The sequence below is a fragment of the Actinomadura rupiterrae genome, assembly GCF_024172125.1.
In the GTDB taxonomy this organism is placed as follows: Bacteria; Actinomycetota; Actinomycetes; order Streptosporangiales; family Streptosporangiaceae; genus Spirillospora; species Spirillospora rupiterrae.
This window is the reverse complement of sequence record NZ_JAMZEA010000004.1, coordinates 458,381-484,620: the sequence shown is the minus strand read 5'-3', so window position 1 is coordinate 484,620 and position 26,240 is coordinate 458,381. Positions and strand designations below refer to the sequence as shown.

Here is a 26,240-nt window from a genome sequence, read left to right as displayed (position 1 = left end):
CCGCTCACGTCCACACCCCGGACCTGCACTTGTGGCCGTTCGGGTCAGCCCGTTACGGGGAGGTCGTGCCGGACCGGCTTCGGACGCGGAGCCGTACCGGCGCCCTTGCCGGACGGGGCCTTCACGACCGGCAGGCAGGTCGCCGACGACACCTGGACGACCTCGGTGCCGAGCTTGCCCAGCGGCGCGGTCAGCTCCATCGCCGTCACCCTCGTCCCGTTCGGCACGCGCTCCTGCTTGTTGAGGACGAGCGCGACCTGCCCCAGCTGCGGCAGGTCCACCGGGATCGTGGTGTTGGGCGCCGGGGAGACCGGCAGCCGCCTCCCGGCGATCACCGCGTCGACGAGCTCGGCCGCGCCCTTCCCGCCCGAGCAGTGGGCGCGGACGAGGTCGGCGGCGAGCTTCACGGCGGCGACGCGCAGCTTGGCGACGCTGGCGCGCGACATCGCCGGGGACGCCGCGACGTCCAGCGCGGACGCCTTCAGGACCTTGGTGTGCTGCTCGTCCAGCAGGGCCGCCCGCCGCGTCCCGGACGCCGATGCCACGGCGGGCTTAGGAGCGAGCGGGATCGGCCCGGACAGAGCCAGCCCGAAAGCCGAACCCTCCCGATCGCCCGTCCCTGTCTTACCGTCTTGCGGCGCAGCGACGGCGGGGCCGGCGGTGAGCAGGCCGCCCACCGCGGCAAGGACGACGCCTCTGGCCAGCCGTGCGGTGACCGTTCCATAGCGCATAGGTGTTTCTCCGTTCGAACGACAAGGACGACAAGGACGACAAGGACGACAAGGACGACGGGACGAGCCCGGCGTCCTCTGTGAGGAAGCCGAGACGCGGACGAAGGCTCCGGCCCGCGAAGGCTCAGGCCAGGCGCAAGCCCACGTCAGGCGCGAGGGCTCAGGTCAGGCGGACGAGGGTGCCGAGCGGAACCTCCGCGAGCCGCCGCAGCGCGTCCTGCGGCACGCGGACGCAGCCGTGCGTGACCGGTTTGCCGAAGACCGACGCGTCCGGCCAACCGTGGAGCGCGACCGTTCCCGGCCCGCCGCCGAAGGTGTCGAGGGTCGCCGAGTGCGTGCCCAATGGCAGCACCACCGGGCTCGGCGTCCGCTTCGCCGGCTCCAGCGATGCCATGACGAACGTCCGCCCGGACGGCGTCGGGGTGCGCGCGTCTCCGACGGCGACGGTCCAGCGGCCGACCTGGCGGCCGTCCTTGAGCAGGGTGAGGGCGCGGTGCGCGACGTCCACCGTGATCGCGTAGGGGGTCCGCGCGGTCCTGAGCCCGCCGCCGCGCCTGGTCACCCAGCCGGTCGCCCCGTTCGGACGGCTCGGCAGCAGCACGCGCAGCCACTCGCCGTCCTCCTCCACCGCCGGGACCCAGGTGGGCCCGCCGAGCTCGGAGGACGGCAGGACGGCCACCGGCTTCCCGCCCGGACGGTCCAGAACGGCGACGGCCTCGTCCGGATGGACGACCAGGCCGCCGGTCCCGGCGTCCGGCGCCGGATCGGCCGGGGCTCCGCGCAACGTCGCGAAGGTCGTGGCCTCGGGCGCGTCCACCGCCTGCCCCGCAGGGGACCGTCCGGCCGCGTCCGCGCGGCCACCGGACCCGTGCCCGCCGCATCCGCCGAGCAGCAGCACCGCCGCCACCGGCAGCGCCCAGGACCGGACGGCACGTTCTTTCATGGGCGCCCCCAGGAAAAGCCTTTCCCCTTCTGGTGGCGACCTTGGGAAAGGCATTGACAATCGCTGACTCGCGGGATGCTAGCGCCATAAGAACCGACTCGAAGCGGGAAACGAAGAAATTCTCGCAGCCATGCCCGAATAAGGGCCACTAATTTCTCGAAAAACAAAAATCAGGTCGAACGCCACCACTCACCCCAACCGGGGCGCCCCGTCGAGCCCGGCCCGCCGCCGCACCGGACGCGAGGATTCGCCGGTAACACTGGCCCCTGCCGCACCACTTCCTGGTGACGGAACACACCGGGACGGACGGAGAAGCAGGTGACGGCCGATGAAGAGCGGTTCACCGCGGTCTACGACGCGTGCCGGCAGCGCGTCTGGGCGTATGCCGCAGCGCGGGCCGGGCGGCAGATCGCCGACGAGGTGGTGAGCGAGACCTTCGCGATCGCCTGGCGGCGCGTCCGGGAGATGCCGGACCCGCCGCTCCCGTGGCTGCTCGGCGTCGCCCGCAACGTGCTGCGGGACGGGCACCGCACCGAGGCCAGGCGCGAGGCGTTCGCGCGGGAGCTGGCGCACTGGGCCCCGCCCCCGGCCGCGGACGTCGCCGAGCACGTCGCGGAGCGGCTGGCGGTGCTGCGCGCCCTCGCGGCGCTGTCGGAGGACGACCGGGAGGTCCTCATCCTCACCGCATGGCAGGGGCTCGCGCCGCGCGAGGCGTCCAAGGTCCTCGGCTGCTCGACGGCGGCCTTCCGGGTCCGGCTGCACCGGGCCAGGCGCCGCCTCCAACAGGCGGTCGAGCAGGACGCCCCGAAGCGGACGCCGTCCAGGACCACCGCAACGGGACGCGGAACCACCGCAACCGACCCCGGGGCGAGCACTGCGGACGCCGGTGTCAGCGCAACCGGACCCGGAACCACCGCAACGGAGCCCAGAACCACCGCAACGGAGCCCGGGATCACCGCAGCGGGGCCGGGGCTCACCGGCACGGGACCCGGGCTCCCTGGCACGGAAGCCGAGGTCACCGGGACGGCAGCCGGGATCACCGCAGCGGAGGCCGGGATCGCCGGAACCGGACGTGGACAGAGTGCGAAGCGGGTCGGCCATGCGGCCTGACGCGCGAGGAGGCAAGGACATGGAACGCGACGCGATGAGAATGCTGATGGACGCCCGCCCTGACGAACTGGACCTGAACGCCCCGATCGACGCGGCCACCCGCGAGCGGGAGCTGTCCCGCGCGCAGCTCGGCACCCCGGTGGCGGCACGGCCGCGGCGGCGCGTCCGTCCGGTGTGGGGGCTGGGGCTCGCGGGCGTGGCGGCGGCGGCCGTCGCGGCGGCGGTCCTCGTCCCGACCGGCGGAGACCACCCGCGGGCCACCCCGTCCGACAAGTCGCCGCAGGCGATCGACGGCCGGCAGGTGCTGCTGACCGCCGCCGACTCCGCAGCGCACCAGCCCGGCGCGTCCGGGTCGGTCTGGCACGTGTCGCAGCTGGGCCGCGAGTACGTGCGGGCCGGCGCGCCCCCGAACTCCTACACCGTGGTCTCGGAGGAGCGTTCCGACCAGTGGACGTCGAAGAACCCCGGCGACCCGCAGGTCGGCCGGAACCAGGACCTCGGCGCGCACCCGGTCACGGCCGCTGACAGGGCCGCGTGGAAGAAGGCGGGCTCCCCGAAGTCCTGGTTGCAGAAGTTCCCGCTCGCCAACGGCAAGTACAAGGCGCGGGCGCTGACGTCGACGCCGCGCAAGCCGTCCATGAGCCGGATGCCGGTGCGCAACGGCGAGGTCTACTGGCTCGGCCGCAACGTGACGATGAAGCAGATCGCCGCGCTGCCTGACGACCCGAAGGCGCTCCGCAAGTCGCTGCTGCGCTGGTACCAGGGCCACGGCACCGAGGCGCAGGGCCAGAAGAGCAGCGCCGACGAGTGGCTGTTCGACGTGACGCGCGGCCTGGTCACCGACATGCCCGTGACGCCGAAGGTGCGGGCGGCGGCGTTCCGCCTGCTGGCCGCGCTCCCGTCCGTCAGGTCGCTCGGCCGGGTGACCGACGACCAGGGCCGGTCGGGCATCGCGATCGGCCTCACGCGCCCGACGTCCGCGGGCGACGTGCTGCAGACCCGCCTGATCGTGGACCCGTCGGCGGGCCGCGGCCTGGGCAGCGAGGACGTGCTGGTCAAGCCCAGCGCCAACTACCCGGGCGTCCCGGCGGGCTCCGTCCTGAACTCCACCACGGTCACCACCGCCGAATGGACGTCCTCGATCCCCAAGTAATCGATCAGCCGAAGCGCCGCGCCACCCGCGCGGCGCTTCCGCGCGTGGGAAGGCGACCCCGCCTTCTAGGGACGCGGGCGTAGCGATTCATGACGGCGTTTTCGGCGGCGGCCTTCGCGAGTTACGCGGTGCCACGGACCGGTTCCTGGATGTGCTGTTTCGGCGTCCACCGCACGCAGGAGTATCGCCGTCCAATGGGACGCGGCAGTATCGGCGCGAAGAGCTATCGGCGGGCCGGGAGGGGCGGCCCGCGATCCGTTCCGTGCGTCGCGATCTCGATGGCCCGCGGGCGGACGCCGCGGCACGTTGTAGATCCTTTTAGTGGGTGGGGTCAGGCGGAGCGGGGGGATCGGCGGGCGGCGCGCTGGGCGAGGCGGCGCTGGGCCGCCGCGGCGCGGCCGCGTTCGAGGCTGTCGCGGACGCGCGCCATTCCGCGGGCGTTGATGGACGGATCTTTGGAACGCCCGGCGTAAACGGCGAGGACTTCGGCGACCGGCGGCGGTGTTTCGTCGCGGACGCGGACCGGCGGGCCGATTCCGAGGACGCCCGGAGAGGGCGCCGGAGTGATCGCGGGAGTGATCGCCGGAGTGGGGGTGGGGAATGCGCTCGGCTCGCCGGGCACGGGGGCGGAAGGGGGCGCGGTGACGAGACTTAGGGGCGTTTCGCAGTGCGGGCACCGCAACCCGTGGTGGGTTTCCCTGCTCATGTTCCGCATCATTACCCAGGGGTCTGACATTTGACCCTCTCGCCCCAGTGAACGACGCGTGTCGGGCCGGAGTCGGCGGGTAAAGAAGACCGTCCGGAGCCCGATTCAGAGCAGGCCGCCATACCTTCCGGACGTCCTTCGCACGGCCTTCGGCGGCGTTGCCGTCACGCCCGTTTCCCGAGGTAGAACGCGGTCCGGCAGCCCGCGCGGGACGGGCGCGGGCTCGTGTCGCCCGCGATTGGTCCCGTGCTGATCGGCGTAGCGGGAGGAGCCGCCGTCGCGGAAAAAGCGAGTGCCGCCAGGGGAGTTTGCGCCGCCGGGGGAGTCGGTGCCGCCGGGGGAGGCTGCGCTGCCGGGATGGGTGGTGGCCGGGCGGTGGTGGGGGTGGTCGGCGAGGGTGGCGCCGCCTGCGAGCAGCGCGGCGAGGACGGCGAGCCAGGCGATCGTCCGGCCGGCGCGGAGCCCGTAGCCGCAGGTGATCCAGAGCAGGTGCAGCGCCCAGCGGTGCCACTGGTCGGGTTCGCTGCGGCGGCGCAGATCCAGCGCGCGGTAGCGGAAGTCGCGGGCCGTTCCGCCGTCGGCCTCGGCGGTCGCGCGGGAGAGCTGCCGGTAGAGGACGGCGAGGCGGGTGGGTGTCTCGGCGCCCGAGTCCTCGTCCAGGACCGCGCGCCGCCCGCCGCGCCAGCGCCGCCCGGTCCGGGTCGCGAACGCGCAGTCGCCGCGGATGTGCAGGTCGTCGGGGCGGGCGAGGCCGAGGAACCGGCAGTGGCTGAGGTCGACGTCGGTGAGCTCGACGCGCCGCGCGCTCGCGCCGCTAAGCGACAGGACGCGGACGGCGGGCGAGGCGTCCGCGCTCTCCGGGAGGCCGCAGAACGGCCGCTGCTGGGCCCGGACGCGCAGCTTCCCGAAGCAGACGGCGCCGGTGAGGTCCACGTCGGCGCCCCGGACGCGCAGGTCGGCCTCGCCGCGGACGGTCAGCCCGTCCGCCTCCAGCCGCGCGGCGGTCGCCTGCACCTGGAGGCCGTCGTGCGCGGAGACGCCGGTGAGGACGAGCCGCTCCCCGGCGGCGAGCGGCCCGAGCCACAGCCCGTGCCGGAACCGGGCGCGGTCGAACCGGGCGTGCCGCCCGACCCGGACGCGGCGGCAGGACAGCGCGCCGCCGAAGCAGGCCGCCTGCATCCCGGCGTCGCGTCCGAAGCGGGCGCGGTCGAAGGCGGCCGCGCCGATGAAGACCGCGCGGGTGAAGTCGGCATCGGCGAGCCAGGACGCCTCGCCGAACAGCGCGTCCCCGGCGAAGACGGTCTCGGTGAACGCGGCGTGCCGGTGGAAGCGCGCCTGGTGGAAGGACGCGTTGCCGCCGAACCGCGCGCCGCGGAACGACACGTTCCCGAAGAAGCGGGCGTCGTAGAAGGACGCGCCGCCGACGAACGCCGCGCCGTCGAAGGAACTGTCGCCTTCGAAGCACGCCCCGCGCAGCGCGGCGGCGGACGGCAGGACCGCGCCGTCCAGCCGGGTGCGGCCGAGGTGCGGGCGCTGGTCCGGTCCGGTGAGCGCGTCCAGGACGTCGGTCAGCAGCCCGGCGGGGACGGTCACGCCGCGCAGGTCGAGGTCGGCGCCGGGTCGCAGGCGGCCGACGAACAGGGCGCGCTCGCCGGGGCGCAGGTGCGCCGGGCACCCCCGGAACGGCTCGGCGGCGCGTCCGGAGCAGCCGAAGACCGCCCGGCAGCGCGGCCACGGGACGGTCGCCGCGGCGGGGGTGCCGGCGACGGCGAACGGTGCGGAGGAGGGTTCCGAAGGGGCCACGTCTCTGGTTGTACCCACGGGCTGTTCCCGTCCCAATCTCTCTCTGTGGACAGGTCGTTACTCCCCGCCGCTGTCCTGCGGCGATGCCCCGCCCCTCCTCTGATGGACGAACGGGCCGGGCCGCGGGTTCAGGATCGTCCCGCCCCGGCCACGCCCTCGGGCCGCCCTCGGCGCCGCTCCGGCCGCCGGCCTGGGCGGATGAAACGGAGATCACACAGGACCGCACGAACGGAGTGATCACGGTGTCCGGCGGGCATGATCGGCGTATCCACGACAAGGGTCGCAAACTGGAAACACGCCCGTTTCATTACCGTTCACCTTGACCGGGGAGCATGTTGCCCATGACCGTCAACCCAGGACATTTCCCCCGCGAAGCGGAGCCCGACGCGCTGCCCGAGGAGCGCTACCTCGACCGCGAGGAGAGCTGGCTCCGGTTCAACCAGCGGGTCCTGGAGCTGGCGGAGGACCCGGAGATGCCGCTGCTGGAGCGGGTCCGGTTCCTGTCGATCTTCGCGTCCAACCTGGACGAGTTCTTCATGGTCCGGGTCGCCGGGCTGACCCGGCGGATGGCGACGGGCCTGGCGGTCAAGTCCGCGTCCGGTCGCCGCCCCCGCGAGGTGCTGGAGCGCACGTCCGCCGTCGCGCACGAGCTCATGCTGCGGCACGCCGCCTGCTTCCGCGACGAGCTGCGCCCCGCGCTCGCCAAGGAGGGCGTGGAGATCCTGCGCTGGGACGAGCTGGCCGACACCGAGCAGGAGCGGATGCGGCGGCTGTTCCGGGACCGGATCTACCCCGTCCTCACCCCGCTGGTCGTCGACTCGGCGCACCCGTTCCCCTACATCTCGGGCCTGTCGCTGAACCTCGCGGTGATCGTCCGCGATCCGGAGACCGAGCAGTCGATGTTCGCCCGGGTCAAGGTCCCGCCGGTGCTGCCGCGCTTCATCGAGGCGTCCCCGGACCGGTTCACCCCGCTGGAGGACGTGATCGCCGCGCACCTCGGCCAGCTGTTCACCGGCATGGAGGTGCTGGAGCACCACGCGTTCCGGGTCACCCGCAACCAGGACCTGGAGATCGACGACGACATCAGCGAGGGCCTGCTGCAGGCGCTGGAGCGCGAGCTGCTGCGCCGCCGGTTCGGCCCGGTCGTCCGGCTGGAGGTGGAGGAGTCGATCTCGGCGGCGGTGCTGGAGCTGCTCACCACCGAGCTGACCATCGACGAGGACCAGATCTACCGCGTCCCCGGCCCGCTCGACCTCGCCGGGATGTCGGCGATCGCCGACCTGGACCGGCCCGAGCTGCGGTACCCGCCGTTCGTGCCGTCCAAGGAGGCCGTCCCGCAGGACGCGAGCATCTTCGGCGCGATCCGCGAGCGCGACATCCTGGTGCACCACCCGTACGACTCGTTCACCACGACCGTGCAGCGGCTCATCGAGGACGCCGCGACCGACCCGCGCGTCCTGGCGATCAAGCAGACCCTGTACCGGACGTCCGGCGACTCCCCGATCGTGGACGCGCTGATCGACGCGGCCGAGGCGGGCAAGCAGGTCGTGGTCGTGGTCGAGCTGAAGGCCCGGTTCGACGAGCGCGCGAACATCGCCTGGGCGCGCAAGCTGGAGCAGGCGGGCTGCCACGTGGTGTACGGGTTCGTCGGGCTGAAGACGCACTGCAAGCTCGCGCTGATCGTCCGGCAGGACGCCGACGGGGTGCTGCGCCGCTACTGCCACATCGGCACCGGCAACTACCACTCCAAGACCGCCCGGCTCTACGAGGACTTCGGCCTGCTGACCTGCGACCCCGAGGTCGGCGAGGACGTCTCGGCGCTGTTCAACCACCTCACCGGCTACTCCCGCAACGACGGCTACAAGCGGCTGCTGGTCGCGCCGCGGTCGCTGCGCGCCGGTCTGGTCGAGCGGATCGAGCGGGAGGTCGCGCGGCACCGCGAGGGCCTTCCCGCGCGGATCCGGATCAAGTGCAACTCGCTGGTGGACGAGGTCGTCATCGACGCGCTCTACGAGGCGTCCCGGGCGGGCGTCCCCGTGGACGTGTGGGTGCGCGGGATCTGCGCGCTGCGTCCCGGCGTGCCGGACTTGTCGGAGACGATCCGGGTCCGCAGCGTCCTCGGCCGCTTCCTGGAGCACTCGCGCGTGTACGCGTTCGAGAACGGCGGCGAGCCCGAGGTGTTCATCGGCAGCGCCGACCTCATGCACCGCAACCTGGACCGCCGCGTCGAGGCGCTCGTCCGCGTCGGCGAGCGGGCGCAGCGCGACCAGCTCGTGGAGCTGATGGACCTGGCCATGTCCGACGGCACCGGCTCCTGGTGGCTGGACGGCGAGGGCGCCTGGACCCGCCGCGCCGCCGGACGCGACGAGACCCTCCTCGACATCCAGACGCACCTGGTCAGGTCGCGCCGCTGGCGGACGGTCGATGCCTGAGCCCCGGAAAGGCAGGAAGGCGGGCGCATCGTCGAAAGGCTCGGGGAAGGGCCCGGGCTGGAAGTGGTTGGGGGGATCGGGGGGCATGTCCGAGCCGGGAAGCGTGCTCGTGCCGCGCGGCGCGCCCGAACCGGGGACGGTCCGCGCCGCCGGGGGAGTGCTGTGGCGCGCCCGCCCGGACGGTGAGCCGGAGCTCGCGCTGATCCACCGGCCCCGGCACGACGACTGGACGTTCCCGAAGGGCCATGTCGATCGGGGCGAGCACGTGCTGCGCGCCGCCGTCCGCGAGATCTTCGAGGAGACCGGGATCGTCCCGGTGCTCGGCCGCCGCCTGCTGTCGTTCGACTACACGGTCCGGGACCGTCCGAAACGGGTGGACTGGTGGTCGGCGTCGCCGGTCGCGTCCGGCGGTCCGGCGTTCGTCCCCAACGACGAGGTGGACGTCCTGGAGTGGCTCCCCCTGGACGAGGCCGAGCGGCGGCTCAGCTATCCGCTGGACCACGACCTGCTGCACGCCTTCGCCGGGGGGCCGCTCCGCACCCGCGCGGTGATCGTCGTCCGGCACGGGTCGGCGGGCGAGAAGAAGGCGTGGCGCGAGCCGGACGAGCTGCGCCCGCTGGACGAGCGCGGACGCGCCGAGGCCGCCGCCCTGGCCTCGATGCTCCCGGTTTTCGGCCCGGCCCGCGTGGTCAGCTCGGCGACGGCGCGCTGCGTCGCGACCGTCCTGCCCTATGCGCGGCGGACGCGCGCCGACCTGGCCACGGACGCCGCCTTCACGGTCGGGGAGACGTCCCCCGAGCGCGCCCTGGACCGCCTCCTGGAGCTTTCCGGCGCGACCGGATCGCCAGCGGCCGGATCGGCAACGGCCGGATCGGCAGCGACTGGATCGGCAACGGCCGGATCGCCGGCGGACGGTCCGCTGATCGTCTGCACGCACGGCGAGGTCGTCAGCGGGCTGATCACCGGGCTCTGCCGCCGGTTCGGCGAGAAACCGCCCGAGGACGCGTCCCTGCGCAAGGGCGAGTTCTGGGTCGCGCACCTCACCGGCGACACCCTCGCGGCGCTCGAACGCCACTGACCCGGACGCCGGTCAGGCGTTCCAGGCGTCGGCGAACCGGGACAGGGACGCTTCGGCGTCGCATCCCTCGACGCAGTGGATGCGGCCCAGCGCGAACGCCTCGGCCGGGTCGCGGACGCGGGACGCGATCCGCTCGATCCGGCGCATCGTGATCAGCGCGTCCCGGTGGTCGCCGAGCGCGCTCTGCACGGCCTTCGCCTCGCGCGCGGTCCGCCTGGCCTCCTTGCCGAGGACGGGCACCGCGGTCTCGGCCGCGTACCGGACGCGCTTGGCGGCCTTCCGCACGTCGTGCCGCGCGGTCTCGACGTCCTCGGGCTCCCCGGCCAGGACGCCGTGCTTCCGGACGAGCCGCTTCCGCGCCCGCTTGATCATCGCGGGCATCTCCTCGTCCGCCGGGCGGTGCGCGCGGGACGTCAGGGGCGGCTCGGCGACCAGCCGCTCCAGGGCGTCCAGCAGCGCGAAGTAGCGCGGCTCGCGCAGCGTCGCGTTCATCCGCCGGTACGCGGCGCGCTCGTCCTCCGCCAGGTCGTCCAGCCAGGACGGGACGCGCGGCACGGGGTCGTCCACCCGCACGAGCGCGCCGGGCCCGAGCGGCTCCGGACGCCCCGGGCCGTCGAGTGCGCCGACCCGCGCCGCCAGCCGCGCGCGCAGGACCTCCAGGTCGCGGACCTCGCCGAGCACCAGGCCGAGCCAGCGCAGCTCGTCCTCGACCGGCCGGACGCGCTCCTGGTCGAAAAGCGGCGCGTAGGAGCGCAGCAGGGCCCGCGACCGGCGCGCCGCGACCCGCATCTGGTGGACGGCGTCCTCGGTGCCGCGGCGCGCGGGCGGATCGTGCCGCAGCAGCGCCTCCACCTGCGCGGACAGCTGCGCCATGACGACGTCACCGGCGCACCGTCCCTTCCCCTCGGGCATCGTGCGGGACGCGGGGCGGGGGATCCTGCCGTCCAGAAGCCGCCCGAGCTTGGACGAAGCGGACGACTCGCGCGCGCCCGCCTTCCGGAGCCGCTTGCCCGCCGCCTTCAGCAGCTTCTCCGGGCCGTTCACCAGCTCGACCTCGACCTCGCGCCACCGCTTCTCGGTGTCGCCCCCGGACTCGCCGTCCTGAACGACCGTGCCGACGACCTCGTCCTCGGCCACTTCGGCGAGCGGGTCGCCGTCCTCGTCCAGCAGGAGCGTGACGCGGCGGTCGGTGTCCAGGGCGGCGACCTGGCGGAGCGGCTCGCCGCGGGTGTGCGCGGCGACGAGCGAGGCGAGCCGGGCGGGCACGGTGCGGGCGCGGCCGAGCGGCGCGTGCACCTCAAGCTTGCCGTCCTGGACGGGGAGTTTCAGGTGCCAGCCGGCGTCATCGCCGCCGCGCCGCCGCCGCAGCGTGATGCCGCGCGCGGCGAGCCGCAGGTCGGCCGTGTCGAAGTAGGCGGCGTGCAGCCGGACCGGATCGGCGTTCCGGACGCCCGTGACGCCGGGCAGGCCGGTCATGTCCGGCAGTTCGAAGCCGTCGGCCGTGTCGAACTTCCGCTCGATCTCCAGGTGGCTCTCGGTCACGGCGCGCCCTCCGAGCGTCCTCCGCGTGCCTCTCTGTCCGATACGTCAGCATTTCACGCCGACGTTTCGGGAGGCACCCCCGGCCCCGCCCCGGAATCGGGGCGATCTCAGCCGGGCTCGGAGGTTTCGGGCGCGTCCAGGTGGTACTTCATCCCCATATGGGACGGGCGGAATCCGATCTTCTGGTAGAAGCGGATCGACTCGGGCCGCTGGCGGTCGGTCGTCAGCTGGACGAGCCGGCAGCCGCGCAGCCGCGCCTGCTCGATCGCCCACCCCACCATCAGCTGGCCGATGCCCCGCCCGCGCTGCTCGGCCGCCACCCGCACGCCCTCGATCTGGGCGCGCTCGCCCCCGGTGTAGGTGAGGCCGGGGATGTAGGTGAGCTGCAGGCAGCCCGCGATCTCGCCGCCGAGCTCGGCGACGATCAGCGAGTTGTTCGGATCCTTCTCGATCGCGGCGAACGCGGCGAAGTACGCGTCGGGCACGGCCCCGTCGGCGAGCCGCTCGCGGCTCGCGGCGATCGGGTCGGAGGCCAGCAGCCGGACGACGAACGCCAGGTCATCACGGGTGGCTTCGCGGAAGGTCACATCTTGGGCTGGGCGCACGCGCACAGGTTATCCGGACGTTTCGCCCCGACTTTCACCGCGACTTGTAGTACTACGGCTCGTAGTACTACGTTGGGTGGACACCACCCCATCCCGTACCGCCCGGCGCGACCCGCCCGGGCCGTCGCAGGGAGCACAGCCTCATGCCGAACCCGAACGCCGCAGAGGAACACTGGAGCGACCACGCCATCTGCCGTGGCGCCGATCCCGACCTGTTCTTCCCCATCGGCTACGCGGCCCCCGTCCTGCGCGAGCAGGAGCGCCGGGCCAAGGCCGTCTGCGCCAACTGCCCCGTCGTCGCCGACTGCCTCGAATGGGCCCTGCGCGTCGGCGAGCCCGACGGGATCTGGGGCGGCACGACGCCCGAGGAGCGCCGCCACCTCCGCCGCCGCGCCGACGCGCCCGTCCGGCACCACCTGCCGGCCATCACCGTCCGCGGCGACATCGCCGAAGCCGCCGCCTGACGACCGCCCCGTCCGACTCCCGGACGGCCCGGCCTCCGTCCGGACGGTGTGACCTCCGTCGGCAACTCCGTCCGGACAGCCTGACCTTCGTCCGGACGGCGTGCCCTCCGAACGGCCCGAATCCGGCTCGCCGCGACCGCATCCTGAGACCAACGTCACGCGGATTCCCGCCGCGGCCGCGCCGGGACAGGGCTCCGGACCTGCGTCCCGGCCCTGGACGGGAACGTCCGCACGGAGGACGATCGTTGTCAGGACGGCGACGACGGTCGAGGCGACGGGGTGGGGACCATGAGCTATTCCCCGGTGGAACGGGAGAGCCGGGGCGAGGGCCTCGCGGCGCAGGGCACCCGGGCCCTGGCGGCGGCGACGCTCGTCCTGTTCGTCACGGCGGGCATGTGGGTGCTCGAAGGCATCGACTACGTCGCGGACGGGCGGCTCGACCAGTTCGGCATCCACCCGCACGACGTGTCGGACCTGCCGGACATCTTCACCGCGCCGTTCCTGCACGTCGGGTTCGGGCACCTGATGGCGAACACGGTGCCGTTCCTGATCCTCGGCTTCCTCGCCGCCGTCCGCGGCATCGCCAAGTTCCTGACCGCGTCCCTGGTCATCATCGTGGTCGGCGGCCTCGGCGTCTGGTTCACCAGCTCGGCGCTGACGCTCGGCTCCAGCATCCTGATCTTCGGCTTCTTCGGCTACCTGGTCGGCCGGGGCCTGTTCGAGCGCCGCCTGGTCGACATCGCGCTCGCGGTCGCCGTCGTCGCCGTCTACGGCACGATGCTGATCGGCGTCCTGCCGAGCGACCCGTCCATCTCCTGGCAGGGCCACCTCTTCGGCCTCATCGGCGGAGTCCTGGCAGCGTGGATGCTGCGCAGGGGCCGCACGTCCGACTCCGTGCCCGCCTAGCGGTCCAGGCCGGCCCGGCGCGGCCGGTCACGGCCTCGGGCGGACGGTGATCTCGGTGACCTCGGCGTCGCGGGGGGTCTCCAGGGCGGCGACGACCGTGCGGGCCATCGACTCCGGCGACGCGAACTCGGACGGGTCGTACGACGCGCCCTCCTGCGCGCGGACGCGGCGCTGCATCTCGGTCGCCGTCCGTCCCGGGAAGAACGAGGTGACGCGGATCTCCGGCTCCTCCGCGCGGACCGAGTCGGCCAGCGCGCGCAGCCCCCACTTGCTCGCCGCGTACGCGGCCCAGCGCGGGTTCGCGCGGAGCCCGGCCGTCGAGTTCACGTAGACGATCTGGCCGCGGGCGGCGCGCAGCGCGGGCAGCAGCAGCCGGGTCAGCTCCGCCGCCGACACCAGGTTCACCGACAGGTGCTCGATCCACTCGTCGGTCTCGGTGTCGACGACCTTGTCCAGGTGCGCGACGCCGGCCGCGTAGACCAGGCCGTCCAGCCGCGCGGGCAGCCCGGCGACGGCGAGCGCGGCCTCCAGCCGGCGCGGCGCGGCGAGGTCGAGCGGCAGCGTCGTCACGCGCGTGTCGGTCGCGGTGCGCGCGCCGGACCCGCTCGCATGGTCGGAGTTCACCTGGCGGATCTCCTGCGTCCGCGCGTGCGCACCCCCCGAAAGCCGCTGCTGGACGGCGGCGAGCCGCTCCGGCGACCGCCCGGTGAGGATCAGTTCGTGCCCGCGGTCGCGCAGCAGCTCGGCGGTCGCGCCGCCGATGCCGCCGGTCGCGCCGGTGATCAGATAGGTGCCCATGACTCTCCCCTCGGTCCCCACTCAACATGATCGACGCGGCCCGCGCGACTTTTGTTGCCGGGGTGGCCGATCCGGTCGGACCGGTTTCACCCCCGGTTCATCCGGCCCGTCCGAAACCGCCCCGCGGGCCCTGCCGTCGGCGCGGGGTCATTCGGGGCGGAGGACGCGGGTGACGCCGGCGATCAGCGCGGTCGCGAGCACCCAGCCGGACGCGACGAGCGAGTACGCCACCCAGCGCGTCCAGTTGACCGGGTCGTACGAGCTCTGCAGCCCGAACGAGTCCAGCGGGATGAGCAGGTCGAGGCTGTAGACCAGGGCGTGGTAGTGCGGCTTCTCCACGTTGTCCTTGATCGGATGCGGCGGGTCGGCCGAGAAGACCACCGTCCCGAACGCGACGAGCGCGGCGAACCACGCGAACGCCAGCCACGGCCGGTAGCCGAAGCCGACCGTCCAGTCGAGCAGGATGCTCCAGGCGCGCGCGACCGGCCCGAGCCGTCGCCGCCGCGCCCGCAGCTTCGCCAGCTGCACCTTGCGCGCCACGTCGTCGTGCCCGATCCCGTGGTACCAGGACGCGAGCTGCTCGTACGGCTGCAGGTGGAACTGCGGGTCCCGGGACACCCAGCTCAGCCGGTCCTTCGGCGTCGCCGGGCCGCGCAGCGACTGGTAGACGAGCCCGTCGAGGTAGACCTCCGCGGGCCAGATCCGCGGCTTGTCCATCAGCACGTCGATCCGCGAGAACGACAGCGACAGCCGGCCCTCGATCGGCTCGGCGAGGTTCATCAGCAGCTCGTCCACGACCATGTGCGAGCCGTGCAGCGCGAGCCTGCCCGGATCGGTCGAGTCCAGGACGGACCCGTCGAACGACAGCGTCCCGTTGACGCGCGCGTTGCGGAGCCGGACCGTCCCCTCGGAGCGGAACCCCTTCGACAGCTCCGCGGCGTCCTGCACCACGATGTTCTCGCCGTCGAGCGACAGCCGCCCCGGGTTCCGGACGGTCGTGCCCTCCAGGAAGAGCCCGCCGTTCATCCGCGCCCCGACCAGCCGGACACCGCCCTCGAACGTCGCGTTCCGGGCGAAGAACCCGCCGTCGACGACCATCCCGCCGCTGAACACCGCCCACGTCTCCGGGTCGGTCTCGGTGATCACCGTCTCGTTCATCCGGAACCCGCCGAGCAGCTGCGCGCGCGGCAGCCGGATCCCGCCGTCGATCTCCGACCGGGACAGGCTGACCGCGCCGTCCGCGCGGAGGCCGCCCGCGTCCATTCCCGGCAGCTTGCAGTCGGTGAGGCGGATCGCGCCGGTCCTGCAGTTGGTGAAGGACGGCTCCTCGACGATGCGGCAGAAGCTCAGGTCCAGCTCGTGCAGGACGCGTCCGCCGGTGAGATTGAGGCGCCCGATCACGTAGGCCCCGCGGACCCGGACCGCCGCGACGAACCCGTCCCGGGTGTCCCCGCCGCCGAGCAGCAGCTGGTTGATCACGTGCGCCCGGACCGTCCGGTCCGGGTCGGGCCCGGTCGGACGGTCGTCACCGAACACGATCTCCGCGCCGGTCGGGAACGCATGCCACACGCGGCGCTCCGCGGGCGTCAGTCCAGGGGGCTCGCTCATCGCGAGGGTTAGACGCCCGGCATGATCTCCAGGTTCCCTGATCGGTCCCGCGCGTCGGTCAGTGCGCGTTGGAGCCGGTGAGGTTCCGCGCGGGGTCAGTGTGCGTTGGAGCCGGTGAGGTTTCCGCGCGTCGGTCAGTGCGCGTTGGAGCCGGTGAGGTTCAGGCCGATGATGCCGATCACGATGAGCGCGAGCGCGCCGATGCGGAGCGGGGAGGCGCTGTCGCCCATCGCGACGATGCCGACGGTGGCCGTGCCGACCGCGCCGATGCCCGTCCAGACGGCGTAGGCGGTGCCGACGTCCAGGTTCTTGAGGGCGAGGCTGAGCAGGCCGAAGCTCGCGACGGCGAAGAGGACGAAGCCGACGGACGGCCACAGTTCGCTGAAGCCCTTGCTGAGCTTCAGGCACGAGGCCATGACGACCTCAAGGAGACCCGCGACGACGATGAGGACCCAAGCCATGATCCGACTCCCGGACGTTGACGACTGCCATTGCTGACGCGTCGTCTTTGCCTGCCGGGTACGGCGCGCTCCTCGTCCGGGAGGGCTTTGCTCAGTTTCTGCCCTCGCTTGGAGGAACGCCCGAGCTGAGGGGCTTGTTCCTGGCGAAACGGCCGGTGCCGCGGGACGGCCGGGGTCGCGGTACGGCCGAGGTCGCGTACGGCCGGGGTCGCGGAACGGCCGGAGGCCCGCGCCGGGCGGGCGCGGGCCTCCGTGAGGTGACTCGTCTCTCAGACTCTCGTGCTCGGGTCGGGTGTGCTGTGGGACGGGCCGGGGTCGGGATCGAGCTTGTCCAGATGTCCGGGGCCGTTGTCGGGGCCGGGGTCGGGGCTGCTGCTGTCGGGCGAACCGCCGCCGTTCCCGGGGCCGCTGCCGTCGCCGTCACCGGACCCGCCGCCACCGTTGCCGGGGTTGCCGCCGCCTCCGTTGCCCGGGCTGCCGCCGCCTCCGCCGGTGGACGGCGGGGTGTTGTCGGACGGCCCGGGGCCCGAGGGCGCCGGATCGTGGTCGTTGTGGCTGCCTTCCCCCAGCCGGTTGCCGTCGTTGCCGTTGCCGTCCGGCTTGGGCGAGCTGTTGTCGTGGTCGGGATTGACGCTGTTGGGGCTGGTGCCGGAGCCGTAGTGGTGCGGCCTGGACGGCTGGGGAGCGGGGCGCGGCGCCGGGGCCGGAGCCGGGGCCGGTTGGTCGCGCTTCGGTGGGGCGGGCCGTGACGCGAACTCCGGGATGATCAGCGGGATCCGGGGCGCGGACGGAACCCTGGGGACCGGCGGAGCCTTCGGTGCGCCGGGCGTCTTCGGGCCCTCGAACTCCCCCTCGGCGGGCGGGTAGGGGAACATCCCGGGCGGCGGACCCTCATCGCAGCTGTGGGTGGATGCCATGCAGTTGAGGCTGTACCAGCTCCGCCACTCCTCTTCCGGAGTGAGCTTCTTGGGCGCGCCCTGGTACTGGCCGGGAGGCCGCGGCGGGTCCTCCCAGGGCAGCGGCCGCTGAGGCTTGGTGTTGGGGCTCGGCGGATTGGCGGGCGCGGGCGCCGGCATGTCCGGATTGGCCGGAGCCGGAGCCGGAGCCGGAGCTGGGGCTGGTGCCGGGGCTGGGGCCGGGGCGTCCGGGTTGGCGGGCGCGGGGTCGGTCGGGGTGACCGGAGCCGGGTCGGACGGGACCTGCGGCGCATTGTCCGGCGCTGGGGCCGGGGCGGGCGCCGGCTGCGGGGCGGGATTGTCCGGAGCCGGGCTCGGCTGCTCGGGCTTGGAGTGATCCGGACGGCCCCCAGGATCCTGTCCGGGCTGTCCGGGCCGTCCGGGCTTGTGCGGCGCCGGAGTCTGCCCAGGCTGGTTCGGCTGTCCGGGCCGGTTCGGCTGTCCGGGGCGCGACGGCTGTCCGGGTTGGCTCGGCTGTCCGGGCTGGCTTGGCTGTCCGGGTTGGTTCGGCTGCGCGGGCTGGTTCGGCTGCGCGGGACGTCCCGGTACGGACGGCTTCTTGCCCGGGACCTTGCGTCCGGGGGTCTGCGGAATCTGCGGCGCCTGGGGGGCCTGCTTGAACGGGTCGCCGGGCATGAGCGGACCGTTGGGCGCGCCGGGCAGTCCCGGGATGGCGGGCGCCTTGTTCGTGGGCTTGCCCGAGTTCCCCTTCGGCGACGAGCCGCCCTTCTTCCCCTTACCGGAGTTGCCCTTCTTGCCGGGCCCCTTGGTGTTCTTCCCCGGCTTGGGTGCGGGCTTCTTCCCCCGCTCCTTCCTCCGCTCGTCCCGGTTGTACCGGAGCCACTCGCGCTCGATCTTCTCCAGCGCCTTCAGGTGGTCTTCGGCGGCAGTGAGCGCCTTCCGGGCTTCTTCGACGGCCTTCTGGTCGCCGGAACGCTCGGCCCGGTTGAAATCCACCCGCCGGTCGTGGACGTTCAGCTTGGCCTTGCTGAGCAGCTTCTTGTAGTTCTTGCGCAGCATCCCCTTCCGATAGGCGTTGCCGTCCTCGACGAGCGCCTTGAAAAGCGTGCCGGTGCTGATTCCGCGCGGATGCTCGACGTCCGTTCCGCCTTCAGCCCATTTCTGGAGGCGCTGGGCGATGATCTGCGCGATCAGCTTCTCCCGGTAGAACGGGTCGTCCAGGCGAAGTCCGGCACCGGGTGCGGGTGCGTTGTCCCACCACGCGTTCTCCCACCAGAAGCGCTTGTACGCGTTCTTGGCCCGCTTGGACAGCGGCGGCTTCTTCTGCTCTTCATCGGGTGCAGGCGAACCGGACGGCGGTTGCGGCGCAGGCGGATTGGGCGGCTGCTGCCGCGCCGGCGGCTGGGAGCCCTTCCGCTTCCCCTTGCCCTTTCCGGGCCGTCCGGACGCGCCCATCGGACCGGACGCGCCGACCGGACTAGCCGAGTTCGGCGCCCCTGACGACGGCGGCATCCCGGACGGGTCGGGAGCTCCGTTCGGCAGAGGTCCGGACGCGTTCATCAGGACCACGTCCCGCCCGTCCGGCGGAACCGGACGAACCGGACCGGGGTTCGTGGTCGGCTGGGGCTGAGTCTTCGGCTGTCCGGCGGACGGTGTCCGGCGGTCGCCAGGGGTCGTCCGGCCGGGCGCGGGCATCGGCATCGGCACGACGTGCGAGGGGTTCGGCGCCGGCAGGAGATGCGGCCTGTCCGCCGAGGGCAACTGGGGCAGGCCGGGCAGCGACCCGTGGCACCGAAGCCACCAGTACGCCGCCGAACACGGCCGCTTCGGCGCGGTCTTCGCCGGAAGCGCCCCGGGCTTCGAAAGCCGGAACTGCCGCTTCTCGCCGCGCCCGACCCGCTCGCGCGCAAATCCGACCCGATCGCGCGTGAAGTGAACCTGGCCACGCGTGAAGTGGACCCGGCCGGGCGTGAAGCCGACCCGGCCACGCGTGAAGTCGGTCCGCCCGGGGGTGAAGTCGGCCCGGCCGGGAGTGAAGTCGGTCCGGGCAGGGGTGAAGTCGGTCCGGGGTGGGGTGAGGTGCGGTGGCCGGCAGTTCTGCGCCTGGACGAATCCGGGCCGGACGGCGCAGACCGGCGGCGGATGGTGTCCGCTCACCTCGGCGTGCGCCGCGTGGGCCGTCATCGCGTCGTAGGCCAGACCGCCGAGCACGGTGAAGAAGAGGGCCCCGATCGTGGTGAGGCCCACTCGGACGATGTGGATCATGTGCTTCACCCGATCTGTCCGGGTGCGTGTCCGGCAACACCTCCGGCCCGTCCGGACGGATCCGGACGGTGCGACGCGCGCGGGAGGCCCTTGTCCGCAGTCGATCTATGCGATGTGCTGTCCTTCGCGGGACGAATCACCCGAGAGTGCCGGACTTCGGGAGGAGACCCACCTTGGACGCCGATATCGAACGGCGACCCGACCCCCGGTCGGCGGCCACCGCGGCCGAGTTCCTGCACGCGCTCCAGCGCCTCCGCGCCTGGGCGGGCCAGCCGTCGCTGCGGACCCTGACGCGGCTCGCCGGGACGGTCGAGGTCCCGGGCCGTCCGCCCGCCGACGTGCTCCCGGTGAGCACGATTTCGGACAACCTCAACGGCAAGCGCCTGCCAAACCCGCCGCGGCACGCGTTCGTGACGGCCTTCGTCACCGCCTGCCTCCGCGCCCACGGCGTCCCCGAGGCCGAGATCGCGGCCGACCTGGCCCCCTGGACCGAAACCCTCCAGACCCTCTCGACCCCGTCCCCGGACACGGAACCCGCCCCCGCCCCCGCCCCTGACCCGGACGCCGCGTCCGTCCCGCCGTCGCCGTCCGGCGCCGACGTCGAAGCGCCGGACGCGCCAGACCTCACCGCAGAACCAGCTCCATTGGTCTTCGACGCCGAGGCGCCTGGCTTGGCCCCGCCCCGTCCCCGAGTGTTCGGCGATGCGGCGGCCGCGTCCGGAATCGGAGGTCTGGGCGCGGGGGCGGCGGCGGTCGCGGGCGTGGTGCGCCGGGCCGTGGCAGAGGAGGACGCCTTCGAGGGCCCGGCCACGCGGATGGTCGTGTTGACGGCGGAATCCGGAGCGACCGTCCTGCCGTCCGGACGAGGCGGGCGCTTCAGGCCGCGAAAGGCGCGCCTGGGGTTGCGGAAGACACAGCAAAGGCGGCCCAAGGCGCGTCCTGTGCCGATTGTCACGGCCGTTCTCGGCGCGGTGATCGGCGCGGCCGCCGTTTGGGGCCTCATGCCCGCGCATATGAATGGCGGCACGCGTTCGGAATCGCCGCCCGGCGCCGCGGTTTCGCCGTCCGGTGGTTCTTCGTCGGGGACGGTCCTGCCCGGCGCGGGGAGTTCGGGCCCGTCCGGGAATGCGCCGGGGATCGGTAATCAGGGCGGCGGCAGCGGCCCGAAGGGTCCGACGCCGTCCGGGAGCGCGCCGGGGAAGAAGAGCCCGGCGGGGAATTCGCCTTCCACGGCCGGGGGCGACACGCAGACGGCGAACAACCCGGACCAGCCGCCGACGTTCAAGATTCCGACTCAGCAGCCGCAGCAGCCTGCCGGGGGTTTCGACCCGCGCAAGGAGGCGAGCAAGTACGACCCGAACAAGTTCCACTACTACACGCCGCCGAAGTATCCGTGACCTGACCGGATAGGCGGCGCCCGGAGAATCCCCGGACGGAGCGGACGGCCGATGTGGCCTGTTCCGGCCGGGGATTTCTCATGTCCGCACTTTCAGGGGCCGGCGCGGGCGATTCAGCGGCTCCAAGGGGTTGCAAAGGAGAGGTTGCGGCGTTGTGCGTGCGGGGCGGCGGGCCGTCCGGCAGCCTGCACAGGGACGCGGCGCGCTTTGTGGTGCGGATGAGTAGCGGACCGGCCGCCGGCTGTTGTGAGGTGAGTCACTTCACCCCGCGAGTCGGGAGAAAACGCCCACCGGAGGCGGGTTGCACCTGGTTACCAGCGGGTAGCATGATGTCGAGTTACTGACCAGTACGTAATGCGGGGCCCACCCAGCCGCCGCCGAAACCCACGGAGTGTTCGTGATGGGGCACTACAAGAGCAACCTCCGGGACCTGGAGTTCAACCTCTTCGAGGTGTTCAACCGCCAGGACCTGCTCGGCAGCGGCCCGTACGCCGAGCTGGACGAGGACACCGTCCGCAGCATCCTGGACGAGGTCAACCGCCTCGCCGAGGGCCCGCTCGCGGAGTCCTTCACCGACGCCGACCGCAACCCGCCGGTGTTCGACCCGGCGACCAGCACGGTCACCATGCCCGAGTCGTTCAAGAAGTCCTACAAGACCTGGATGGACGCCGAGTGGTGGCGCCTTGAGCTGCCCGAGGCGCTCGGCGGCACCAACGCCCCCCGCACGGTCTGCTGGTCGGTCGCCGAGATGGTGCTCGGCGCCAACCCCGCCGTCCACATGTTCGGCTGCGGCCCGTCCTTCGCCAAGCTCCTCTGGACCATCGGCACGGACGAGCAGAAGAAGTTCGCCGAGCTGGCCATCGAGCGCGGCTGGGGCGCCACGATGGTGCTGACCGAGCCGGACGCCGGCTCCGACGTCGGCGCCGGCCGCGCCAAGGCCATCCAGCAGCCCGACGGCACCTGGCACATCGAGGGCGTCAAGCGCTTCATCACCTCGGCCGAGCACGACATGGCCGAGAACATCTTCCACCTGGTGCTGGCGCGCCCCGAGGGCGCGGGCCCCGGCACCAAGGGCCTGTCGATGTTCCTCGTGCCGAAGTACCACGTGGACCTGGAGACCGGCGAGCTCGGCGAGCGCAACGGCGCCTACGTCACCAACGTCGAGAAGAAGATGGGCCTGAAGGTCTCCACGACCTGCGAGCTCACCTTCGGCGAGAAGCACCCCGCCGTCGGCACCCTGGTCGGCGACGTGCACGCCGGCATCAAGCAGATGTTCCTGGTCATCGAGAACGCCCGCATGATGGTCGGCACCAAGGCCATCGCGACGCTGTCCACCGGCTACCTGAACGCGCTGGAGTACGCCAAGGAGCGCGTGCAGGGCGCCGACCTCACCCAGATGACCGACAAGACCGCGCCGCGCGTCACGATCACCCACCACCCCGACGTCCGCCGCTCGCTGCTCACGCAGAAGGCGTACGCCGAGGGCATGCGCGCCCTGGTCCTGCTGACCGCGTCCTACCAGGACGCCGTCCAGGTCGCCGAGCACAACGGCGAGCGGGACGAGCTCGCCGAGAAGCTCAACGACCTGCTGCTGCCGATCGTCAAGGGCTTCGGCTCCGAGCGCGCCTACGCGCTGCTCGGCTCGGAGTCCCTGCAGACCCTCGGCGGGTCGGGCTTCCTGCAGGAGTACCCGATCGAGCAGTACATCCGGGACTCCAAGATCGACACCCTCTACGAGGGCACCACCGCAATCCAGGGCCAGGACTTCTTCTTCCGCAAGATCCTGCGCGACCAGGGCGAGACGCTGAAGGTGCTGGCCGGCGAGATCAAGGCGTTCGCCGAGTCCGACGCCGGCAACGGCCGCCTCAAGGCCGAGCGCGCCGCGCTGCTCAAGGCGCTGGACGACCTGCAGGGCATCCTCAACCCGATGATCGGGTGGGCGCTCTCCTCCATGGAGAACCCGAAGGAGCTCTACAAGATCGGCCTGAACTCGTCCCGCTTCCTGCTCGCCGCGGGCGACGTCGTCATCTCCTGGCTGCTGCTCCGCCAGGCCGAGGTCGCGCTCGCCAAGCTCGACGGCGAGGGCCTGTCCGAGGCCGACACGTCCTTCTACACCGGCAAGGTCGCCGCCGCGCAGTTCTTCGCCCAGAACGTCCTGCCGCGCATCGCCGCCGACCGCGTCGCCACCGAGGCCACCAACCTCGACGCGATGGACCTCGCCGAAGCGGCCTTCTAACCCGTCCGCCCCAGCCCCGTTCCCGGCCGCTCTGGACCCGCTCGGGACAGCTACGAGCCCGCTCCGCCTCCCGCGGAACAGGTGACGACGGCCCCCGCCCTCAAAGGCGGGGGCCGTCGTGCGTGTGTGGGCCTTTTTCGGGGTGCGGGAGCCGTTCAGGTGCGTGGGGGAGTGTCGTTGCCGGGTATGTGTCCATTTACCGTTCCGAGTACGTGTGATGACCTCCGGGTACGGAAACCAAAGGAACACGGCAGCAGATCGTGCGGCGGAGGTCACCCCATGGGTCTCGGCGTCAGCGTCTTCACCATCACCCTCGGGCTCATCCTCAAGTTCGCGATCCAGCCGAACGCGATGCGCGACCCGGTCGACATCCACATCGTCGGCGTGATCCTCATCATCGTCGGCGGCGTCACCTTCGCCCTCCAGCTCCTGATGATGACCCGCATGCAGCAGCAACCGCGCCGGCGCGACCCGTCCGACAGCGACCACCTCTACAAAGGCGACCACCAGCCGCCGCCCTGACCGTCCCGTCGCGTCATTCGCCTCATTCGCCTTGGTCGCCCTGGAGAAGGATCTCCAGGAACTCGTCCGGCGCGTCCCTCCACACGTCGTGGCCGCTGTCCAGGTCGTGGACGCGCCAGGCCGGGTCGCCGGCCAGCCGGTTGCGGACGGTTGTGAACGGCGTGCCGTCCCATCCGGACAGGTACACGTAGTCCCGGACCTTGACGTTGCGCAGGCCGTCCGCGTCCAGACGGATCCGCTGGAGGAACGACGCGAGCGGATGCGCGGTCACGCGCGGATCGTCCGAGGACGGAGGTTGCACCGAGTACCCGTCCGCTGCGGCGCCCTCCAGGAACAGGCTGCGGTACCTGTCGCTCGTCAGGTCCCAGCAGGACTGGCCGTCCTCGGGGACGTACGCGTCGCAATAGACCAGGCGGCGGACGGCGCCGGAGGGCGCGCGGTCGGCGGCGCCGGTGATGACCAGACCGGCGTAGCTGTGCCCGACGAGGACGACGTCGCTGAGCTGCTCGGCGGCGAGGAGCGCGAGGACGTCGTCGATGTGGGTGTCCAGATTGACGGACGCGGAGTTCAGATGCGCGCGGTCGCCGAGGGCGGTGGGCGTTACGGTCAGCGCCCGGTGCCCGGCGGCGCGGAGCCGCTCGGCCGCCTCGGAGAAGTACCAGCCGCCGCGCCAGCCGCCGGGAACGAGAACGAAGGTCGTCATTCCGGCGTCAACGACTCCTTGATCACTTGGATTCCGGCCACTGCTCTGGCCGTGGCGGGGCCGTTTCGGGTGAGGGCCGAGGCGGTTGGAGGCGGTGGCGGGTGAGGAGGCCGGGGCGGCCGGGCGGCCGGTGGCCCCCTCACCCTTGCGCGGTCAGGACCAGGCGAGGAAGTGGACCGGGTCCTCCAGCATCGCGCCGATGTCGCGGAGGACCTTGGAGCCGAGCTCGCCGTCGATGATGCGGTGGTCGAACGAGAGCGCCAGCGTGGTCACCTTGCGGACGGTCAGCTCGCCCTCGTGCACCCACGGCATGTCGCGGATCTGGCCGAAGCACAGGATCGCGGCCTCGCCGGGGGTGATGATCGGCGTTCCGGCGTCCACACCGAACACGCCCACGTTGGTGATGCTGATCGTCCCGCCGGTCAGGTCGGCCGGGCTGGCCTTCCCGGCGCGCGCCGTGGCGGTCAGGTCCGCGAACGCCTGCGCCAGTTCGGGCAGGGACAGCGTGTGCGCGTCCTTCACGTTCGGGACGATCAGTCCGCGCTCGGTGGCCGCCGCGATCCCCAGGTTCACGTAGTGCTTGACGACGATCTCCGCGCCGCTGCCGGTGCCGCTGTTGCCGCCGCTGTTGCCGTTCTGGCCCGTCGGGGCGTCCGCCCAGGACGAGTTCAGCATCGGGTAGCGCGCGACAGCCGTGAGCAGTGCCTTCGCGACCAGAAGCAGCGGTGAGACCCTGAACTCGGCGAACTCGGGGAGCGTGCGTAGCCTGGCCACGGTCTCGACCGTCCGGGTCACGTCGACCTGCAGGAACGTGGTGACGTGCGGCGCGGTGAACGCCGATCCGACCATCGCGTTCGCGGTGGCCTTCCGGACGCCGCGGACCGGAATCCGTTCCTCGCGCTCGCCTTCTGGGGCTGCGGCCTTCTGCGGCGCCGGTGCTGCCGCGGCGCCGTCGAGGGCCTGCTGGACGTCCTCGCGGGTGATGGATCCGCGAGGACCCGTTCCGGTGATCGTGGACAGGTCCACGCCGAGGTCCTTGGCCATCTTGCGGACGGGTGGCTTGGCCAGCGGCAACCCGTTATCCACAACCTGTGGGTAACTTCGCGCCGCCGTGCCCGCGCCGCTTACGTTGGCCTGGACGGGTTGCGGACTGGACGGCTGGGACGGTTGTGACGGCTGCGGGCTCACCGAGGGAGCCTGCTGAGTGACGGAAGGAGGTGGCGGCGAGGGCTGCTTGCGCGGACGGCGCTTGGTGGCGCCGGGCTTGACCCCGTACCCGACGAGGACGGGCTGCCGCTTGGGCTGCTCGGGCTGGACGACGCCGGGCTCGTCCGGCTGCGGCACCGCGCCCTCAGCGCCTCCGTCCACACCAGCGGAGGCAAGCGCCCCGGCAGCGGCGCTCGCGGAACTGGTGGAGGGGGTGGGGGTGGGGCCCCCGTGAGGGGATCCCTGCGACGAAGCGCCCCCCGATGAGGCACCCCCCGAGGAAGCGCCCCCAGAGGAAGTGCCCGCCGAGGAGGCGCCGGCGGAGTGAGCGCCCCCGGAGGAAGCGCCGCCCGAGGCCCCAGCGGCCCCGTTGGCCCCGGCCCCGGCAGGCCCGGCAGCGCCGCCTTCGGCGGCGACATCGACCGCGATGATCGGGACGCCGACGTCGACCGTCGCGCCCTCCTCCACCATCAGCTCGCCGACCGTCCCCTCGAACGGGCACGGAAGCTCCACGACCGCCTTGGCGGTCTCGATCTCGACGATCGTCTGGTTGACCTCGACCTGGTCGCCGACCTGGACGTGCCACTTGACGATCTCGGCCTCGGTGAGGCCCTCGCCCACGTCGGGCAGCTTGAACTGCTTGCGCTCGGTCAT

At 72.6% G+C, this 26,240-nt stretch carries 21 protein-coding genes and 1 riboswitch; of the genes, 9 read left to right on the top strand and 12 right to left on the bottom strand.

What is annotated here, in order from left to right:
* Positions 1 to 44: 44 nt before the first annotated feature.
* Both FHU30_RS15190 and ldt-CoaP read right to left on the bottom strand, forming a co-directional pair.
* A complete protein-coding gene (locus FHU30_RS15190; protein WP_253876269.1) occupies positions 45 to 731 on the bottom strand; it encodes a choice-of-anchor P family protein in 687 nt (228 codons plus the stop codon).
* A gap of 160 nt (positions 732 to 891) precedes the next feature.
* Positions 892 to 1,674: a L,D-transpeptidase gene (gene ldt-CoaP, locus FHU30_RS15185; protein ID WP_253876267.1), complete on the bottom strand. Its 783-nt coding sequence runs from the start codon at positions 1,672 to 1,674 to the stop codon at positions 892 to 894.
* Positions 1,675 to 1,992: 318 nt separating this feature from the next.
* Here ldt-CoaP and FHU30_RS15180 point away from each other — a divergent pair, with 318 nt between their 5' ends.
* Positions 1,993 to 2,784, top strand: a complete 792-nt coding sequence (locus FHU30_RS15180) for an RNA polymerase sigma factor (protein ID WP_253876265.1) — start codon at positions 1,993 to 1,995, stop codon at positions 2,782 to 2,784.
* A gap of 19 nt (positions 2,785 to 2,803) precedes the next feature.
* Positions 2,804 to 3,937, top strand: a complete 1,134-nt coding sequence (locus FHU30_RS15175) for a CU044_5270 family protein (RefSeq protein WP_253876263.1) — start codon at positions 2,804 to 2,806, stop codon at positions 3,935 to 3,937.
* A gap of 331 nt (positions 3,938 to 4,268) precedes the next feature.
* Here the strand turns inward: FHU30_RS15175 and FHU30_RS15170 are convergent, their stop codons facing one another.
* Both FHU30_RS15170 and FHU30_RS15165 read right to left on the bottom strand, forming a co-directional pair.
* On the bottom strand, positions 4,269 to 4,559 hold the full coding sequence (locus FHU30_RS15170; RefSeq protein WP_253876261.1) for a hypothetical protein: 291 nt from the start codon (positions 4,557 to 4,559) through the stop codon (positions 4,269 to 4,271).
* 189 nt (positions 4,560 to 4,748) lie between these two features.
* Positions 4,749 to 6,446, bottom strand: a complete 1,698-nt coding sequence (locus FHU30_RS15165) for a pentapeptide repeat-containing protein (protein ID WP_253876259.1) — start codon at positions 6,444 to 6,446, stop codon at positions 4,749 to 4,751.
* 341 nt (positions 6,447 to 6,787) lie between these two features.
* On the opposite strand from FHU30_RS15165, the gene FHU30_RS15160 reads away from it, so the two are divergent.
* Together FHU30_RS15160 and FHU30_RS15155 are read left to right on the top strand one after the other, a co-directional pair.
* Entirely contained in the window at positions 6,788 to 8,878 is a 2,091-nt protein-coding gene (locus FHU30_RS15160) for an RNA degradosome polyphosphate kinase (RefSeq protein ID WP_253876257.1), read from the top strand.
* Between the two features lie 85 nt (positions 8,879 to 8,963).
* Positions 8,964 to 9,956, top strand: coding sequence for an NUDIX hydrolase (locus tag FHU30_RS15155; protein ID WP_253876255.1), 993 nt, complete (start codon positions 8,964 to 8,966; stop codon positions 9,954 to 9,956).
* A gap of 12 nt (positions 9,957 to 9,968) precedes the next feature.
* Here FHU30_RS15155 and FHU30_RS15150 read toward each other — a convergent pair whose 3' ends face one another.
* Both FHU30_RS15150 and FHU30_RS15145 read right to left on the bottom strand, forming a co-directional pair.
* The gene (locus tag FHU30_RS15150) at positions 9,969 to 11,498 is read right to left on the bottom strand and encodes a CYTH and CHAD domain-containing protein (protein ID WP_253876253.1); all 1,530 of its coding nucleotides are present in this window, start codon (positions 11,496 to 11,498) and stop codon (positions 9,969 to 9,971) included.
* 107 nt (positions 11,499 to 11,605) lie between these two features.
* Positions 11,606 to 12,103: a GNAT family N-acetyltransferase gene (locus FHU30_RS15145; protein ID WP_253876251.1), complete on the bottom strand. Its 498-nt coding sequence runs from the start codon at positions 12,101 to 12,103 to the stop codon at positions 11,606 to 11,608.
* Between the two features lie 143 nt (positions 12,104 to 12,246).
* Here FHU30_RS15145 and FHU30_RS15140 point away from each other — a divergent pair, with 143 nt between their 5' ends.
* Positions 12,247 to 12,567 (top strand): WhiB family transcriptional regulator, encoded by a 321-nt coding sequence (locus FHU30_RS15140; protein WP_253876249.1) that lies wholly within the window; start codon positions 12,247 to 12,249, stop codon positions 12,565 to 12,567.
* A 288-nt stretch (positions 12,568 to 12,855) separates the two neighbouring features.
* Positions 12,856 to 13,473: a rhomboid family intramembrane serine protease gene (locus FHU30_RS15135; protein ID WP_253876247.1), complete on the top strand. Its 618-nt coding sequence runs from the start codon at positions 12,856 to 12,858 to the stop codon at positions 13,471 to 13,473.
* A gap of 27 nt (positions 13,474 to 13,500) precedes the next feature.
* On the opposite strand, the gene FHU30_RS15130 is transcribed toward FHU30_RS15135, so the two are convergent.
* The 4 genes from FHU30_RS15130 to FHU30_RS46090 form a co-directional block, all read right to left on the bottom strand.
* Positions 13,501 to 14,271 carry an SDR family oxidoreductase gene (locus tag FHU30_RS15130; RefSeq protein ID WP_253876246.1) on the bottom strand — a complete coding sequence of 257 codons (771 nt, stop codon included), beginning with the start codon at positions 14,269 to 14,271 and terminating at the stop codon, positions 13,501 to 13,503.
* 147 nt (positions 14,272 to 14,418) lie between these two features.
* Positions 14,419 to 15,879, bottom strand: a complete 1,461-nt coding sequence (locus tag FHU30_RS15125; RefSeq protein WP_253876245.1) for a hypothetical protein — start codon at positions 15,877 to 15,879, stop codon at positions 14,419 to 14,421.
* Positions 15,880 to 16,013: 134 nt separating this feature from the next.
* Positions 16,014 to 16,340, bottom strand: a complete 327-nt coding sequence (locus FHU30_RS15120; protein WP_253876244.1) for a DMT family transporter — start codon at positions 16,338 to 16,340, stop codon at positions 16,014 to 16,016.
* Positions 16,341 to 16,375: 35 nt separating this feature from the next.
* Positions 16,376 to 16,438, bottom strand: a riboswitch (guanidine-III (ykkC-III) riboswitch).
* 171 nt (positions 16,439 to 16,609) lie between these two features.
* Positions 16,610 to 19,522: a hypothetical protein gene (locus FHU30_RS46090; protein ID WP_301323133.1), complete on the bottom strand. Its 2,913-nt coding sequence runs from the start codon at positions 19,520 to 19,522 to the stop codon at positions 16,610 to 16,612.
* Positions 19,523 to 19,695: 173 nt separating this feature from the next.
* On the opposite strand from FHU30_RS46090, the gene FHU30_RS15110 reads away from it, so the two are divergent.
* The 3 genes from FHU30_RS15110 to FHU30_RS15100 all read left to right on the top strand — a co-directional run bounded on the left by FHU30_RS15110 (position 19,696) and on the right by FHU30_RS15100 (position 23,677).
* On the top strand, positions 19,696 to 20,919 hold the full coding sequence (locus tag FHU30_RS15110; RefSeq protein WP_253876243.1) for a hypothetical protein: 1,224 nt from the start codon (positions 19,696 to 19,698) through the stop codon (positions 20,917 to 20,919).
* A 400-nt stretch (positions 20,920 to 21,319) separates the two neighbouring features.
* Positions 21,320 to 23,155, top strand: coding sequence for an acyl-CoA dehydrogenase (locus tag FHU30_RS15105; RefSeq protein WP_253876242.1), 1,836 nt, complete (start codon positions 21,320 to 21,322; stop codon positions 23,153 to 23,155).
* A 279-nt stretch (positions 23,156 to 23,434) separates the two neighbouring features.
* Positions 23,435 to 23,677, top strand: a complete 243-nt coding sequence (locus FHU30_RS15100; RefSeq protein ID WP_253876241.1) for a DUF6458 family protein — start codon at positions 23,435 to 23,437, stop codon at positions 23,675 to 23,677.
* Between the two features lie 22 nt (positions 23,678 to 23,699).
* Here FHU30_RS15100 and FHU30_RS15095 read toward each other — a convergent pair whose 3' ends face one another.
* Both FHU30_RS15095 and FHU30_RS15090 read right to left on the bottom strand, forming a co-directional pair.
* Positions 23,700 to 24,380, bottom strand: coding sequence for an alpha/beta fold hydrolase (locus FHU30_RS15095; RefSeq protein ID WP_253876240.1), 681 nt, complete (start codon positions 24,378 to 24,380; stop codon positions 23,700 to 23,702).
* A 153-nt stretch (positions 24,381 to 24,533) separates the two neighbouring features.
* Entirely contained in the window at positions 24,534 to 26,240 is a 1,707-nt protein-coding gene (locus tag FHU30_RS15090) for a dihydrolipoamide acetyltransferase family protein (protein WP_253876239.1), read from the bottom strand.

Coding starts and splice junctions, on each gene's coding strand:
- FHU30_RS46090 (WP_301323133.1), bottom strand. CDS start 19,522: ATGATCCACATCGTCCGAGTGGGCCTCACCACGATCGGGGCCCTCTTC.
- FHU30_RS15095 (WP_253876240.1), bottom strand. CDS start 24,380: ATGACGACCTTCGTTCTCGTTCCCGGCGGCTGGCGCGGCGGCTGGTAC.
- FHU30_RS15105 (WP_253876242.1), top strand. CDS start 21,320: ATGGGGCACTACAAGAGCAACCTCCGGGACCTGGAGTTCAACCTCTTC.
- FHU30_RS15130 (WP_253876246.1), bottom strand. CDS start 14,271: ATGGGCACCTATCTGATCACCGGCGCGACCGGCGGCATCGGCGGCGCG.
- FHU30_RS15140 (WP_253876249.1), top strand. CDS start 12,247: ATGCCGAACCCGAACGCCGCAGAGGAACACTGGAGCGACCACGCCATC.
- FHU30_RS15090 (WP_253876239.1), bottom strand. CDS start 26,240: ATGACCGAGCGCAAGCAGTTCAAGCTGCCCGACGTGGGCGAGGGCCTC.
- FHU30_RS15160 (WP_253876257.1), top strand. CDS start 6,788: ATGACCGTCAACCCAGGACATTTCCCCCGCGAAGCGGAGCCCGACGCG.
- FHU30_RS15125 (WP_253876245.1), bottom strand. CDS start 15,879: ATGAGCGAGCCCCCTGGACTGACGCCCGCGGAGCGCCGCGTGTGGCAT.
- FHU30_RS15120 (WP_253876244.1), bottom strand. CDS start 16,340: ATGGCTTGGGTCCTCATCGTCGTCGCGGGTCTCCTTGAGGTCGTCATG.
- FHU30_RS15175 (WP_253876263.1), top strand. CDS start 2,804: ATGGAACGCGACGCGATGAGAATGCTGATGGACGCCCGCCCTGACGAA.
- FHU30_RS15135 (WP_253876247.1), top strand. CDS start 12,856: ATGAGCTATTCCCCGGTGGAACGGGAGAGCCGGGGCGAGGGCCTCGCG.
- ldt-CoaP (WP_253876267.1), bottom strand. CDS start 1,674: ATGAAAGAACGTGCCGTCCGGTCCTGGGCGCTGCCGGTGGCGGCGGTG.
- FHU30_RS15155 (WP_253876255.1), top strand. CDS start 8,964: ATGTCCGAGCCGGGAAGCGTGCTCGTGCCGCGCGGCGCGCCCGAACCG.
- FHU30_RS15190 (WP_253876269.1), bottom strand. CDS start 731: ATGCGCTATGGAACGGTCACCGCACGGCTGGCCAGAGGCGTCGTCCTT.
- FHU30_RS15100 (WP_253876241.1), top strand. CDS start 23,435: ATGGGTCTCGGCGTCAGCGTCTTCACCATCACCCTCGGGCTCATCCTC.